Below are 14,035 nucleotides of genomic sequence, written 5' to 3' on the forward strand. Positions count from 1 at the left end.
GCGGCGGAGGCGGCTGGGGCGGCGGAGGTTTTGGCGGCTTCGGCGGCGGTGGCGGCGGTGGCTTCGACGGCGGCGGCACCAGCTTCTAGGACCAGGACTGCAGGCATAGCCGGTCACAGCAGGACGCAATATCAGATGAAGGTGCACCATCAGTTTTTTTCGCAGATTCAGTTCGACCAACCGAAAGGCAGACACCGTGGTTAAGCAGTCAATCTTTGGACGCATCACCCAGCTGGCCAAAGCCAACATCAACGCCATCCTGGACCAGGCCGAAGATCCGCAGAAGATGCTGGACCAGATGGTTCGGGACTACAGCAACAACATTGCCGAGGCCGAGAGCGCCGTTGCCCAGACCATCGGCAACCTGCGCATGCTGCAGGATGACTACAACGAGGACATCCAGAATGCCCGCAACTGGGGTAACAAGGCCCTTGCGGCATCACGGAAGGCCGATGAGTTCCGCGCTGCCGGCAACACTGCCGACGCCGAGAAGTTCGACAACCTGGCAAAGGTAGCCATCCAGCGCCAGATGGCCTCCGAGAACGAAGCCAAGGGCGCAGAACCCACGATCGCTTCCCAGGAAGAGATCGTGGAACGGCTCAAGACCGGTCTGGATCAGATGAAGGGCAAGCTCAACCAGCTGCAGAGCAAGCGTGACGAGCTGATCGCCCGCGCCCGCAACGCGCACGCGCAGACCCAGATGCATGAAGCCATGAAGAGTATCGACGTCATGGATTCAACCTCGGAGGTGGGCCGCTTCGAAGAGAAGATCCGCCGCGAGGAAGCCCGCGTCCGCGGAGCAAACGAGCTGGCTGCTTCCAGCCTGGATGCCCAGTTCGAGAGCCTGGAGGACCTCGGTGAGCAGACCGAGGTGGAGGCACGCCTTGCAGCCTTGAAGAGCGCCGGCTCGGGACAGTCTGCCATCGGCCAGAACTAACAGCTTTTCCCGGAAGGGGCGGCACTCTGTGACGGAGTGCCGCCCCTTCGGCGTTGGAGGGGAAAGCTACTCCTCCCGGCGGTGCAGCGCACGCCGCCGGATATACCGGGGTACGACAATCCACAGCACCGCCAGGACAACAGTGAGGCAGGCTGCGGCTGTGATCCCGCTGGCGGTGCCCAGGACCAGGTCAAAGATGAGGCCAAGCGTTCCGATCAGGATCAGGCCCACCAGGACGAGCGTGATGCGCAGCAGCCCGTCGCTGCTGCGCACAAGCTCGGATTTGATCCGCTGCGCAAAGAAGGCGCGGTGCATCACCACTGTGGCCATCAACAGTGCCGTGATCAGGACCGACAAGACCACCAGGGCGAGATAAACCAGGATCTGCCCCGTGGAGAGTTCACGGAACCGCGGCTGGAAAGGAAGGGTAAGCAGGAAACCGGTCAGGATTTGGATACCGGTTTGCAGCACGCGCAATTCCTGCAGCAGGTCGTTCCAGTTCCGGTCGGCCTTCTCCAAAGCCATTTCCCGGCGCTCGACGGAGGGACCGGCCCCGTTAGCCGATGAACGGTGCGGACCGTTGTTTTCAGCAGGCAGCGCGCGTTTGCCCATTCTGCGAGTCTAGGAGCGGCCGATGCCCGCCACAACGCAAAAAAGTCCCGGCCAGCATTTCTGCTGACCGGGACTCTTCGTTTCAACCTGTGGTTGCGGGGGCAAGATTTGAACTTGCGACCTCTGGGTTATGAGCCCAGCGAGCTACCGAACTGCTCCACCCCGCGGCGTGATAGTTAACTCTACCCGCCGCGGGGCCCGGCTGCAAATCAGCAGCCGGGACGCAGCCTGTTAGTTGCCCTCGGTGGGCGCGGGGGTTGCACCCTCAGTGGCACCGGCGTCTTCGCTGCCTGCGTCTCCGGCAGCTGCGTCCATGGCCTCCTGTGCGGCGATGGCGCGCTGGATGGCTGTGTTCAGCTTGTCCTGCGCCGCGCCGTAAGCAGCGAAGTCATTGTTTGCCAGCGCCGTCTGGCCCTCCTGGATCGCAGCTCCGGCGTCAGCCAGAGCAGCGGCCAGATCAGCCTGAGCCGTGGTGTCGCCCGGAACCTCGCCGGTTTCGGTGTCCGGGGTCTGGCCAACATTCTCGGAATCACCGGTGATGGCACCGGAGTCGCCGCCGAAGACCTGGTTCAGGGCTTCATCCAGGGTGGGCGCAAACCCAACCGTCTCGCCGAAGTTCACGAGCACGCGCTGGAGCGTCGGATAGGAAGCATCCCCGGAGGACTGCACGTAGACGGGCTGCACGTAGAGCATGCCGCCGCCCACGGGCAGTGAAAGCAGGTTTCCGTTGATGACCTCGGAAGCACCCTGGCGCAGCAGGTTCAACGCGTTGGAAACCGTCGGATCCGAGTTGAACCGGTTCTGTGCCTGGCCCGGACCGGGAACCACGGTGTCGGTGGGCAGCGACAGCAGACGCAGCTTGCCGTAGTCCTCGCTCTTCACACCTGCCTCGCCTGTTCCGGCATCGGCTTCGGCTGACAGGAAGCCGTACAGCACGTTGCGGGCCTCGCCGTTGGGCGAGACAAACGGGATGAAAGGCGTGGTCAGGGAGAAAGCAGTGTCATCCTGGCCCGGCATCTGCAGGGACAGGTAGTACGGAGGCTGCTTCACCTCGGAGTTGGCCACCGTGGGATCGTTCGGCACGGACCAGGCGTCGTCGTTCTTGAAGAACGAGTCGGCGTTGGTGACGTGGTACTTGCCCATCAGCTCGCGCTGGACCTTGAACTGGTCCTCCGGGTACCGCACGTGCGCCATCAGCTCAGCTGACATTTCGCTGTACGGCTTCAGCGTGGACGGGAAGACAGCCTGCCAGGACTGCAGCAGCGGATCCTGGTCGTCCCAGGCGTACAGGGTGACCGATCCGTCGTAGGCATCGACGGTGGCCTTGACCGCGTTGCGGATGTAGTTCACCTTGTCCGCCGGAAGAGCAGCGGCACCGGTAGTCAGGGAGTCAGTGGTAGCTGCCTGCAGTTCCTGCTGGGTGGAGTAGGGGAAGTACTTGCTGGTGGTGTAACCGTCCACAATCCACTGGACCCGGCCGTCAACGACCGCCGGGTAGGCATTGCCGTCCACCGTCAGGTAGGGAGCAACCTTCTCGACGCGTTCGCGGGGATCGCGGTCGTAAAGGATTTGGGACTCGGGGTTAATGGCGTCCGAGAGCAGCATTTCCGTGGACTGGAACTTGATGGCGTAGACCAGCTGGTTGAACAGATTGCCCACGCTGGGCCCGCCGTCGCCGTTGAATGTTGTCTGGGACTCGGTGTCCGAGTCACCTGTCTGCGGGCGGTCGATCTCCTGCGGTGCCGCACCCTCGGGTGCGCCCACCACCGAGTAGTCGGGTGAGGATTCGCCGAAGTAGATCCGGGGTTCGTAGTCCCCCAGAACGCCGCTGGACGGAATGCCGGACTCCATGAAGCTCGGCTTGCCGTCTGCCTGGACCGTCGATCCGCGGGCAGCAACAACGCCGTATCCGTGCGTGTAGAGAATGTGCTCGTTGACCCAGCCGTCGGGGACGCCGTCGATGTTCAGTTCACGGACTGCAATGACCGTGTCCTGAGTGTCGCCGTCGATGTCGTAGCGGTCAACGTTCAGCGTTTCCGGGAACTGGTAGTACTGACGGAACTGCTGCAGCTGCGAGAACGCCGGGGACACGACGTTCGGATCCAGCAGGCGGATGTTGGACGTGGTGCCTGAATCGGCGGCCAGCGCGCCGGCATTCGCTTCAACCGTGGCCTTGTAGTCAATAACTTCGGTTTCGTCCAGGCCGTAGGCCTCACGCGTGAGGTCGATGTTGCGCTGGATGTACGGCGCCTCCTTGCTCAGCTCGGAGGGCCGGACCTGGTACTGCTGCACAATCCACGGGTAGACGCCGCCGGCGACGATGGCCGTGATGATGAGCATGGCGGTACCGATGATCGGCAGGCGCCAGCGGCCGATGACGGCCGACACGATGAAGAGCAGCGCCACGATCACCGAGGCAACGGTGAGGATGGTCTTGGTGGGAATAACGGCTTCGACGTCCGTGTACAGGGCACCGGTCCAGGTTCCCGAGGTGCTCAGCAAGGTGTCATAGCGGTCCAGCCAGAAGTTGGCGGCCTGCAGGAGCAGGAAGCTTGCAGCAATGACGGCAATATGGATCCGTGCCTGGCGGGAGGTGAAGATGCCCTTTTCCTCCAGGCGGATACCACCGTAGAGGTAGTGGGTGAGCAGCCCGGCAATGCCGGAGATGACGACGACGCTGATGAGGAAGCCCACGATGAAGCCGATGAACGGCAGCTGCGTGAGGTAGAAGCTGAAATCCAGACCGAACTCGGGATCCTGCCGGCCGAAGTTGCGGCTGTTGAAGAACAGCAGCGCCTGCTGCCACATGGACATGGCGGCGGTGCCGGCAAATCCGCCGACGACGACGGGGATGCCGATCATCAGAAGCTTGCGGACCGGCTCAAGCTGGGCCTGGTAGCGGTTCAGGTTGTCCTGCAGAGCGCTGTCCGGAGCATAGACGGGCCGCGAAGCGTAGGCGGTCCTGATGCTGAGGAAAACGCAGGCGGCCATCACGATGAAGGCGCTGAGGAACATCGCGATCCGCGTCAGGTTCTCCTTGACGAAGACTTCGAGGTAGCCCAGCTGGTTGTACCAGAGGACGTCCGCGTAGACCTGGGAAAAGTAGACGAATCCAATTACGAGGATCGCCACGACAATCAGTGTGGCAATCAGCGGGCTCGGTCCGCGCCGCTTGCCGGGGCGGGCGCCCGCGCTGGGGCTGGGTCGGGAAAATGGGCCATTAGGTCCGGAAGTCACTGTTACCTCATCGTTCGCTGCGTCGGTCCACGGCGCCTGCAACGGGCATTACAGGACATTTTTTCGTCCCCTTTGCAAGTTGCCGTGCTTTCTCATTCTGCCTTGTCTTCATTGCGGCGGGCCACCTGTCGGGCCTCTCCGCCAGAACCTTTTCACGATCGTGATGGGCGGCCCGGAACATTCACTGCCGTTTTGCTGCCTTTCGCTGCCTGTTTCCGTTTTCGCCCCGGAGCGCCCTAGCCAGCCGGGCACTGGGCCAGACCGGCAGGATCCGCTCCGGCGGCCAAGGCTTCGACAGCACTTCGTGCCTCGTCCAGCGTGGCCACCCGGACCACGTCCAGCCCGTCCGGGATGTTCCCCGCCACTTCACCACAGTTGTCGGCGGGTGCGAGGAAGAACTGCGCGCCGGCGTCGGACGCACCTTCCATCTTCTGGGCAATTCCGCCGATCGCCCCAACCTTTCCGGCCGAGTCAATGGTTCCGGTACCGGCAAAATGCCTGCCTCCCGTCAGCTCTTCGGGTGTGAGCCGGTCAATGATGCCCAGGGCAAACATCATGCCTGCGGACGGGCCGCCCACGTTGTCCAGGGCAATGCTGACGTCGAAGGGGAAATCGAAGCTGGTGGCGAGGTAGATGCCGAGCTGATAGGTACCTTCGTCACCGGGAACGGGAGTTAGCGAAGCTGTCTGCTCCCCGCCGTCGCGCCGGTAGGTGACCTCCACCGGGTTGCCGCCGCTGTCCTGGAGTTTGGTGCGGAGCGTGTCGATTCCGTCTACATCGGTGCCGTCCACACTGACGAGGGTGTCTCCGGCCTGCAGCACCCCGGCGGCGGGCGAGTCCTCCACCAGGTCCGCCACGGCGAGCTCCTCGGTGAAGGGAATGTCCAGTTCGCGCAGTGCGGCAGCGACGGCTGCTTCCTGGGAAGAGGTCATGGCTGCCGCATTCTGCTCGTCAACCTGTTCCCCGGTGGTTCCGCGGGGGTAGACGAACTCCTCGGGCACCACGGAGTCTTCCGGACTCAGCCAGCCGCCAACGGCTTCCAGGAAGCTCATGGCGCTGCCTGGGCCGCCGGCGACATAGACCGTGGTGAGGTCCAGCTCGCCCTGCGTGGGATAGGTGGCGGCGCCGTCGATTTCGATAAGGGGAGTCTCTTCGCCGTTACCTGTCTTGACGGTTCCGACGGTGTTGAATGTGGGGCCGGGCGATTCCACTACATAGGGCGCCGGAAGGAATACGGCAACGGCGCCCAGGGCCAGGGTAAGCGCCCCCGAGATCACCAGCGCGCGTGAGCGCGGGTCCGCGCGTCGGGCGGCAGGACGGGCCGGCGGCACGGCGCCGTTCCAGGCCGCCGGGTCATGCCCGCCGGCAGCGGGGTTGTGCGGAGTATCTGAGGGGCGCAAGTGGCCAACCCTTTTCTGCTGAGGCGGGAACCGGAGGCAACCCACAGAGGTTGAAACGGCGAAGACTGCCACCCAGCCTACGCCCGTGCGCTCTACCGTGCCGGTATTCGCACGGAGGCGCTTTGCCAACAGCGAACGAATCGGGAGAATGCGGGACAGGCATACGGGCGTGCCGGTAACGTAAGGAAACCATGGTCGCTGTTCGGCGGTCCATGATCCGGGGCAGTTGCCGGCCGCTGGCCGGTCCGATTCTGCACCTTGCAATGCACTTCAATCTTCCACAGGACCGGTGGTATCCATGAGCTCCAACCCTTCCGACTCCGGGGATACGCCCCAGGATCCGCTTTCCGAGATGCTTGCAAAGCTCTTCGGCGGCGCGGGTGCCGGCGGCATGGATCCGTCCGAACTGGCAAAGGCCGCGGGCCTTCCGTCTGACCCCAATGCCATGGCCATGATCTTCCAGCAGGTCCAGGCCATGTTCAGTGCGCCCTCCGAGGGCCCCGTCAACTGGCAGCTCGCCAAGGACAACGCGCGCCGTGTTGCTGCGGCGGACAGCGACCCCTCCGTGTCGGCTGCGCAGCGCCGCGAAGTTGATGAAGCTTTGCATGTCGCCCAGCTCTGGCTGGATCCGGTGACGGATTTTGCGTCAACCTCGGCCCTGGGACAGGCCTGGAGCCGGGCCGAGTGGGTGGAAGCCACCATGGATTCCTGGAAGCGTCTCACGGAGCCGGTGGCGGTCAGTATTTCGCAGGCCCTCTCCAACGCCATCACCACTCAAATGCCTGAGGAAATGAAGTCCATGATGGGCGGAGCCTCCTCCATGCTCGCCAACATGGGCGGGGCGATGTTCGGCATCCAGCTGGGCCAGGCCATCGGTGCGCTCTCCAAAGATGTTGTCAGCTCCACCGATATCGGTCTTCCGCTGGCTGCCGGAACCATGGCGCTGCTGCCGACCAACGTCACCAAGTTCGGTGAAGGACTTGACGTCCCGGAGACGGAAATCCGGTTGTACCTGGCGGTCCGTGAAGCGGCCCACGCCCGGCTTTTCACCCACGCTCCGTGGCTGGGCGCCCACCTCTTCGGTGCCATTGAAAGCTATGCACGCGGTATTCACATCGACATGTCCAAGATCGAGGAAGTGGCCCGGGACCTGGATCCGTCCAACCCGGAGTCCATCCAGGACGCCCTCTCCGGCGGAGTCTTCCAACCCGAGCAGACACCCGCGCAGGCAGCGGCGCTGGAACGCCTGGAAACTGCACTGGCACTGGTGGAAGGCTGGGTGGATGAAGTCACCGCGGCTGCCACGGTCAATCTCCCTTCCGCCGGTGCACTGCGCGAGATGATCCGGCGGCGCCGCGCCAGCGGCGGCCCGGCAGAGCACACTTTCTCCTCACTGGTGGGCCTTGAACTGCGGCCGCGCCGCCTTCGGGACGCTGCTGCCCTGTGGTCCCAGCTGCGGGAAGAACGCGGGATCGAAGGACGCGACGCCGTCTGGGAACACCCGGATCTCATTCCCACGTCCAAGGACCTGGATGATCCGCAGGGCTTCAGCAAGCGCCGCGAGCTGCTCGAGGCTTCGGATTCCGATGTCGACGCCGCTCTGCAGCGTCTGCTGGACGGTGGCTTCGATACGCCGGCGGAAAGCAGCGATGCCGAAACAGCGGAGGACCCGACCGGCAGCGGCGGACAGGGCTCTGACTCGGGCTCCGGTTCCGGCTCCAATGACAGTGATACTGACGGAAACAGCGAGACTGACAGCGACGGAAACAACGACGGCGACGGTCCCAGGGCGTAGCCCGTCCCCGTAAGGGTCCCGGATTCCCGGCAAGGGCCGGGCAGCAGGCCTGCAGGCTAGCTGCCCGGCCCTTCTTCGTCCGTGTCTTCCGCCCCCTGGTCCTCCCCCATGGCTCCGGCCAGCCCCCGGGCAGACGCATAGGCCGCGCCCTGGAGGTACGCCTTGGCGGTTTCGGTGTGCGGATAGGACTCAAGCAGGCGCCAGAACGCCGGAGAGTGCGAAGCCTCAATCAGGTGCGCCAACTCATGCAGCAGCACATAATCCACCACCCACCCGGGCATTCCCTGCAGCTTGTCGGAAAGCCGGATGGTCCCTCTTGCCGGGGTGGCTGATCCCCAGCGCGAATTTTGGTTGCTGACCCAGCGCACCGACACCGGCCGGGCGGCTCCGCCCAGGTAACTCCGGGACAGCTCCGCTGCGCGCGCGGCAAGTTCGTCCCCCAGGTTTTTCGGGTCAGGACGGCGAGTTTGTGCCGTGCGCTGTTCCAGCCTCGCCACCATCCGCTGCACCCATTCGCTTTCCTCAGCCGTGGTGAAGTGTCCGGGGATGGAGATCACTGCTTTTCCGTCCCGGAAGGCAGCGTTGACCGTTCGCCGGCGTTTGGCTGAGCGGCGCACTTCAATGGGAATCCCCGAGCTGGTCACGGAAGGCACGGGCGCTGCGGCCGGCGGGCGCCGATGCTGCACTGGACGGGTCGATTCTCCGGGAGGCATGGGTTAACCCTAGGCGAGAGGGTGCAGTCCCGCCGCACCTGTGGATAACGTCCCGCCCTGTTGCGGTGCGTGCCAAGATGTCGCAACTAGCTAATTCCGTCTGCTGCCGAGCGGGCATCCACGGTTGGAGGTTTTCCATGCGGATTAATCCCGGGCTGCATGTGCTGGCGCTTTCGGACTCCGCCCGGCAGTACGGGCTGGGCCCCCAGGCGCTGGTCCTGCGTGGACTGCAGCAAACGGATCTGGCATTTCTCGCCGCCCTGCGGGCCGGGATGGAGGATGGAACGGAAGGCGCCGAGGCCCGGCGCTGCAGGGTCCCGGCCCAGCGTGCACATGCCCTGGCACGGGCGCTGGCCCCGGTCCTGCTGCCCTGCCCCGCCCAGGATCTTCCAAGTGAACCCGAAGTTCCGGCGCTCCGCGTGGAACGCCTCGCCGGAGATATTGACCGTCTCTCCGCGGCCTACGGAGCCAACGGATCCGTGATGATCCGGCGCCGGGCCCGGGCCGCGGTGGAAATAACGGGTCTGGGACGCACAGGGGCGCTCCTTGCCCGTGCACTGGCAACAGCGGGGGTCGGCACCCTTTTGCTTTCCGATCCGGGAGTGGTGCTTCCCGCTGATCTGGGACCCGCTTTCGCCCTGACAGACCTTGGCATGCGGCGGGCCCAAGCGGTGAAACGGCATATCTACCGGGTGGATCCCACCGTGCAGGTCCTTGTCGCCCCTGACGTCACTCCGGGCACCCGCAACGCGCACCTGGACCTGGCAATCTGCGTGGGAAAACCGCCCCTGGCCGGACGCAGCGCGGGTTCACCGGCCCGTGAACACCCGCACCTCACCGTCACGGTGCAGGAAACCGGAACCGATATTGGTCCGCTGGTTGTACCCGGTCTGACCCCCTGTCTGGAATGCTACGAACGGCAGCTCGCTGACGGTGACTCCACGTGGTACGACGCCGCCGACGCCCTGGACCGGCGGCAGATTGAAGCAGCTCCGGCCGGAGAGGAAACCTCCGGGGCGCTGGTTGCGGCAGGGGCCGCAGCCGCACAGGCCCTTGCATTTCTGGACGGGATGGTCCAGCCGGCTGTGTGGTCCGCAGTGCTGGTCCTGCGTTCGACCGACGGTTACCTCGGCTTCAGGAAGGTGTCCTTCCACCCCGGATGCGGCTGCCGGCTGCAGCACCGCGCCACCGCCGCTCAGGCGTCCTGAGCGCCGCTAGTTGTCAGACAGCACCCGCAGGACGGCTTCCCCGTAGCGCTCCAGCTTGGAGGGTCCGACGCCGGGCAGGGTTGCCAGCCGGTTCAGGGACGGCGGGCGGTCTTCGGCAATGGCTACCAGAGTGGCATCGGTGAAGACCACAAACGCGGGGATGCCCGCCTCGGATGCTGCTTCACGGCGCCATTCCCGGAGGGCATCAAAGGTGCTCTCTTCATAGGTCACCGGGCATTCGCCGCAGCGGCCCACCTTCCGCTCGGCACCGGTGGTGAGAAGGGTTCCGCACACGCGGCACTTGGCCGGACCGCTCGATTTGCGCCGTGCCGGAGCCTTGGGCGCAGCCGTGCGCTGCAGGTCGCGGGTGGTCTGCGGCCGCAGGCCGTCCAGGAACCGGGACGGCTTGCGGTTGGCCCGGCCGCCGGGAGTGCGGGCCGTGGACCAGGAAAGATGCAGGTGTTCCCGGGCACGGGTGATGCCTACGTAAAGCAGGCGGCGTTCTTCATCCACCGCCTCGGGAGTGTCCGCGAAGGAGATGGGCATCAGGCCTTCGCTGAGCCCCACCAGGAAGACGGCATCCCATTCCAGGCCCTTGGCCGAGTGCAGTGAGGCGAGCGTAACGCCCTGAACCGTCGGGGCATGCTGTGCAGCAGCACGTTCGTCGAGCTCTGCCACGAAGTCCATCAGCGTGAAGATGGAGTCGGGATCCTGGGTCCGGTTGGCGTGCAGTTCATCGGCCAGCGCCACCAGGGCTGCCAGGGACTCCCACTTTTCCCGCACGGCACCGCCGCCGGCCGGAGCCTCGGGGCTGTAGCCCAGGGACACCAGGATGTCACGGACCAGCTGGGGAACCGGGTCATTGCCCACCGAGCGCGACGCTGCCCGCAGCTGGAGCATGGCATCGCGCACTTCGCGCCGGGCGAAGAACCGCTCTCCTCCGCGCAGCTGGTAGCCGATGCCCGCGGTGGCCAGGGCCTGCTCGTAGGCCTGGGACTGCCCGTTGGTACGGAACAGGATGGCGATCTCTGCGGGCTTTACACCGTCCTTGATCAGCGCCTTGATGCGCTCAGCAACGGAGGCGGCTTCGGCGTCGTCGTCGGCGCATTCCGTGAAGGTGGGCTCGGGGCCGGCCGGACGCTGCGCTATGAGTTCCAGCGGCTTGGGCCACGGCGGCGCAAACCGCGAGCGCTCCCCCTCCGCCGTGCGGGCGGCGAGGATCCGGTTGGCCAGCCCCACCACCTGGGGAGTGGACCGGTAGTCCCGCACCAGTTTGACGATGGGAGCGCCGGGAAAGCGTGACGGGAAACCCAGCAGGTGCTTGGAGGTGGCGCCGGTGAAGGAGTAAATGGTCTGGCTGGAGTCGCCCACCACGCACAGCTCGTCCCGTCCGCCCAGCCACAGATCCAGCAGCCGCTGCTGGAGCGGGGAGACATCCTGGTATTCGTCCACGACGAAGTGGCGGTACTGGTCCCGCACCGTGGCGGCCACCCGCTCATCCTCCTGCAGGATGCCCACGGTGATCAGCAGGACGTCCTCGAAGTCGATGACGTTGCGGTCCACCTTCACGTCTTCGTAGGCCTGGAAGATGCGGGAGATGGTGATGAGGTCAAACCCTGCCGGGGCATCGCGTCCCTTGGCGGCCGAAACGTAGCTCTCCGGGGTGAGCATGGAAACCTTGGCCCATTCAATTTCGGCGGCGACATCACGGATGGCGGCGCGGTCGGTGGAGAGCCGCAGGCGCCGGGCGGCTTCGGCAATGAATTGTGCCTTGTGGCTGAGCAGGTCCGGGAGCTGGCCGCCGACGGTCTGGGGCCAGAAGTACTGTAGCTGTTTCAGGGCAGCGGCGTGGAAGGTCTTGGCCTGCACTCCCCCGGCACCCAGATCCCTCAGGCGGGTGCGCATTTCAGCCGCTGCGCGGGCGGTAAACGTTACGGCCAGCACACGCTGGGGCTTGTACACGCCGGTATGCACCCCGTAGGCCATGCGGTGGGTGATCGCACGGGTCTTACCGGTGCCGGCACCCGCAAGGACACACAGGGGGCCGGTCAGGGAGGTGGCCACTTCACGCTGTTCATCATCCAGTCCGGCGAGGATGCGGGCTTCAACGGAGTCCGGGCTCATGCCTGTGTTTCGACCTCCGGTTCAGTGATCGGTCCTCCGTACCAGCGTTCTATCAGGTTCCGGGCAATGGAAATCCCGCTGGCAATCGTAATTTCGCCGCTGGCTACTGCCTCGCCCAGTTCTTCGCGGGTGAACCAGCGCACGTCTGATATCTCGACGCCGTCCGGTGTGGCGGCGGTATCTTCGGTGCGGGCGGTGAACCCCAGCATCAGGGAACAGGGGAACGGCCAGGGCTGCGAGCCCAGGTACTGCGGCGAGTGGACGGTCAGCCCCGATTCTTCGGCCACCTCACGGATGACTGCTGCTTCCAGGGACTCTCCCGGTTCCACGAACCCGGCCAGTGTGGAGTAGCGGTTGCCTTTCCAGGCGGCAGCCGAGCCGAGCAGGATGCGGTCCCGGGGGTCGGTGATGGCCACAATGATGGCCGGATCCGTGCGGGGGAAATGCTGGCTCTTGTCCTCGGGGCAGCGGCGGACCCAGCCGCCCTGTTCAGGAACGGTGGCGGCGCCGCAGCGCGGGCAGTGGGTATGCGCGGCATGCCAGTTGGAAATGGCCGCCGCTTCCACAAACAGGGCCGCGTCCAGTTCGCCGAGCAGGACGGCCACTTCACGCAGCGATGCCCAGCGGGCGCCGTCGACTTCCAGCAGCGGATCTTCCTGGGCGAGGGTCACCAGGACGACGTCGGTGCCGGCCGGCTCCTGCGCGTCCTTCAGGGTGCGGCCAAGGTAGACGGGAGCGTCCCCGAAACCACTGTCCGAGACCGGGCCCAGGACCACCTCAGTGCTGCTGACCAGGGTTTTCCCTCCGGCCATATACATGACACGGGTGGCAGGACTTGAACGGATCTGTTGAAAGAGGTCCGCTGCGACACGGCGGTCCGAACCGCGGTCCACTGCTGTGCGCGCCAGCGGCAATAATCCTAGAGGGGGTACAACTGCGACCGGTGCTGAGCTGCTCATGTTCCTACCGTACTGACTTGCACCCCCCAACCTGTAGTTGGCCGCGGGACTACCTGTCCGCGTGAGTTATTGCTCACGCATCCGGCGACTCGCCGCGCGCCTATGGTTATTCGCACCACATCTGCATCTACGGTTGAAGATGTGAAACGCACCCCCATGGAATTGGCAGCAATGGCCAGCGCCGCCGTCCCCGGGCTGGCCCCCACCGGCGTCGCCGGCTCCCCCGACGACGCCGCGGATTTTGACGCGGCCGTTCTGGTTGACGAAGCCGGAAAGCAGTGGCGGGTACGTTCGCCCAAGCACATCGACGCCAGCATGAGGCTGGAAACAGAACTGCTGGTCCTGCGGGCCTTTGTGCCGGCGGTACGCGCGGAGCTTCCCTTCGCGCTGCCCCACGTGGCCGGGACAGTGCGCCAGGGTGACCTTTGCACTTTCGTTTACTCACATTTGCCGGGTTTAACCCGGGACATTGATTCACTCGTCGCCGGAGGCGGGCCGCTGCCCCGGGAGGTGGGGCGGGCCATGGCCGCCATCCACAGCCTGCCGCATGACCTGGTGAATGACGCCGATCTGCCCAGTTATTCAGCGAACGAGTTCCGGCAGCGGAAACTCAATGAGTTGGACCAGGCCGCCACCACAGGAAAGATTCCCCCGGTGCTGCTGCGCCGCTGGGAACACGCCCTTGAGGATGTCACGCTGTGGCGCTTCAACCCTTCCGTGGTGCACGGGGATCTGCACGAAGACAACCTGCTGGTTTCCAACGGCCGCATCAGTGCCGTCACGGGGTGGACGGACCTTCGCATCGGCGACCCGGCAGATGACTTCGCGTGGCTGATTGCCGCCAACGACCCCACCTTCACCGACGCCGTGCATGCCGCCTACAACGCAGCCCGCCCGGAAGCACCCGACCCGCATCTGATCCGCCGTGCCGCTCTGTCCGCGGAGTTCGCCCTGGCGCAGTGGCTGGTGCGGGGCGTGGCAGCGGAAAACCCGGCAATGATTGCCGAGGCCGAGGAAATGCTCGCCACCCTTGAAGCGGACATCCTCGAG

At 65.1% G+C, this 14,035-nt stretch carries 10 protein-coding genes and 1 tRNA gene; 4 read left to right on the forward strand and 7 right to left on the reverse strand.

The features are described 5' to 3' along the window. Window positions 1–196: 196 nt before the first annotated feature. The gene (locus tag QMA10_RS14990; RefSeq protein ID WP_290169608.1) at window positions 197–937 is read left to right on the forward strand and encodes a PspA/IM30 family protein; all 741 of its coding nucleotides are present in this window, start codon (window positions 197–199) and stop codon (window positions 935–937) included. A gap of 66 nt (window positions 938–1,003) precedes the next feature. Here the strand turns inward: QMA10_RS14990 and QMA10_RS14995 are convergent, their stop codons facing one another. From QMA10_RS14995 to QMA10_RS15010, 4 genes are all read right to left on the reverse strand, one after another. Then, window positions 1,004–1,549 carry a DUF6328 family protein gene (locus QMA10_RS14995; RefSeq protein ID WP_290169611.1) on the reverse strand — a complete coding sequence of 182 codons (546 nt, stop codon included), beginning with the start codon at window positions 1,547–1,549 and terminating at the stop codon, window positions 1,004–1,006. A gap of 90 nt (window positions 1,550–1,639) precedes the next feature. Continuing rightward, a tRNA-Met gene (locus tag QMA10_RS15000) sits at window positions 1,640–1,716 on the reverse strand. A gap of 64 nt (window positions 1,717–1,780) precedes the next feature. Next, a complete protein-coding gene (locus QMA10_RS15005) occupies window positions 1,781–4,702 on the reverse strand; it encodes a UPF0182 family protein (RefSeq protein WP_290169668.1) in 2,922 nt (973 codons plus the stop codon). 320 nt (window positions 4,703–5,022) lie between these two features. Continuing rightward, entirely contained in the window at window positions 5,023–6,186 is a 1,164-nt protein-coding gene (locus tag QMA10_RS15010) for a PDZ domain-containing protein (RefSeq protein ID WP_290169613.1), read from the reverse strand. 298 nt (window positions 6,187–6,484) lie between these two features. Here QMA10_RS15010 and QMA10_RS15015 point away from each other — a divergent pair, with 298 nt between their 5' ends. Beyond that, a complete protein-coding gene (locus tag QMA10_RS15015) occupies window positions 6,485–7,981 on the forward strand; it encodes a zinc-dependent metalloprotease (RefSeq protein WP_290169616.1) in 1,497 nt (498 codons plus the stop codon). Window positions 7,982–8,037: 56 nt separating this feature from the next. Here QMA10_RS15015 and QMA10_RS15020 read toward each other — a convergent pair whose 3' ends face one another. Further along, window positions 8,038–8,634, reverse strand: coding sequence for a M48 family metallopeptidase (locus QMA10_RS15020; protein ID WP_290169618.1), 597 nt, complete (start codon window positions 8,632–8,634; stop codon window positions 8,038–8,040). A gap of 197 nt (window positions 8,635–8,831) precedes the next feature. On the opposite strand from QMA10_RS15020, the gene QMA10_RS15025 reads away from it, so the two are divergent. Next, window positions 8,832–9,902, forward strand: coding sequence for a ThiF family adenylyltransferase (locus QMA10_RS15025; protein ID WP_290169619.1), 1,071 nt, complete (start codon window positions 8,832–8,834; stop codon window positions 9,900–9,902). 6 nt (window positions 9,903–9,908) lie between these two features. Here QMA10_RS15025 and QMA10_RS15030 read toward each other — a convergent pair whose 3' ends face one another. Both QMA10_RS15030 and nudC read right to left on the reverse strand, forming a co-directional pair. Then, window positions 9,909–12,026, reverse strand: a complete 2,118-nt coding sequence (locus QMA10_RS15030) for an ATP-dependent DNA helicase UvrD2 (protein ID WP_290169620.1) — start codon at window positions 12,024–12,026, stop codon at window positions 9,909–9,911. Then, window positions 12,023–12,985, reverse strand: coding sequence for an NAD(+) diphosphatase (nudC, locus tag QMA10_RS15035; RefSeq protein ID WP_290169622.1), 963 nt, complete (start codon window positions 12,983–12,985; stop codon window positions 12,023–12,025). The genes QMA10_RS15030 and nudC overlap by 4 nt, the downstream gene beginning before the upstream one ends. A gap of 141 nt (window positions 12,986–13,126) precedes the next feature. Here nudC and QMA10_RS15040 point away from each other — a divergent pair. Beyond that, window positions 13,127–14,035 (forward strand): macrolide 2'-phosphotransferase (locus tag QMA10_RS15040; RefSeq protein WP_290169625.1); only part of this gene is annotated, 909 nt, incomplete at its 3' end.

The organism is Arthrobacter sp. APC 3897, assembly GCF_030407495.1.
GTDB lineage: Bacteria > Actinomycetota > Actinomycetes > Actinomycetales > Micrococcaceae > Arthrobacter_B.

What these genes read in the sequence shown, in the direction of transcription:
- QMA10_RS14995 (WP_290169611.1), bottom strand. Translation starts at nt 1,549, where the DNA reads ATGGGCAAACGCGCGCTGCCTGCTGAAAACAACGGTCCGCACCGTTCA.
- QMA10_RS15015 (WP_290169616.1), top strand. Translation starts at nt 6,485, where the DNA reads ATGAGCTCCAACCCTTCCGACTCCGGGGATACGCCCCAGGATCCGCTT.
- QMA10_RS15025 (WP_290169619.1), top strand. Translation starts at nt 8,832, where the DNA reads ATGCGGATTAATCCCGGGCTGCATGTGCTGGCGCTTTCGGACTCCGCC.
- QMA10_RS15030 (WP_290169620.1), bottom strand. Translation starts at nt 12,026, where the DNA reads ATGAGCCCGGACTCCGTTGAAGCCCGCATCCTCGCCGGACTGGATGAT.
- nudC (WP_290169622.1), bottom strand. Translation starts at nt 12,985, where the DNA reads ATGAGCAGCTCAGCACCGGTCGCAGTTGTACCCCCTCTAGGATTATTG.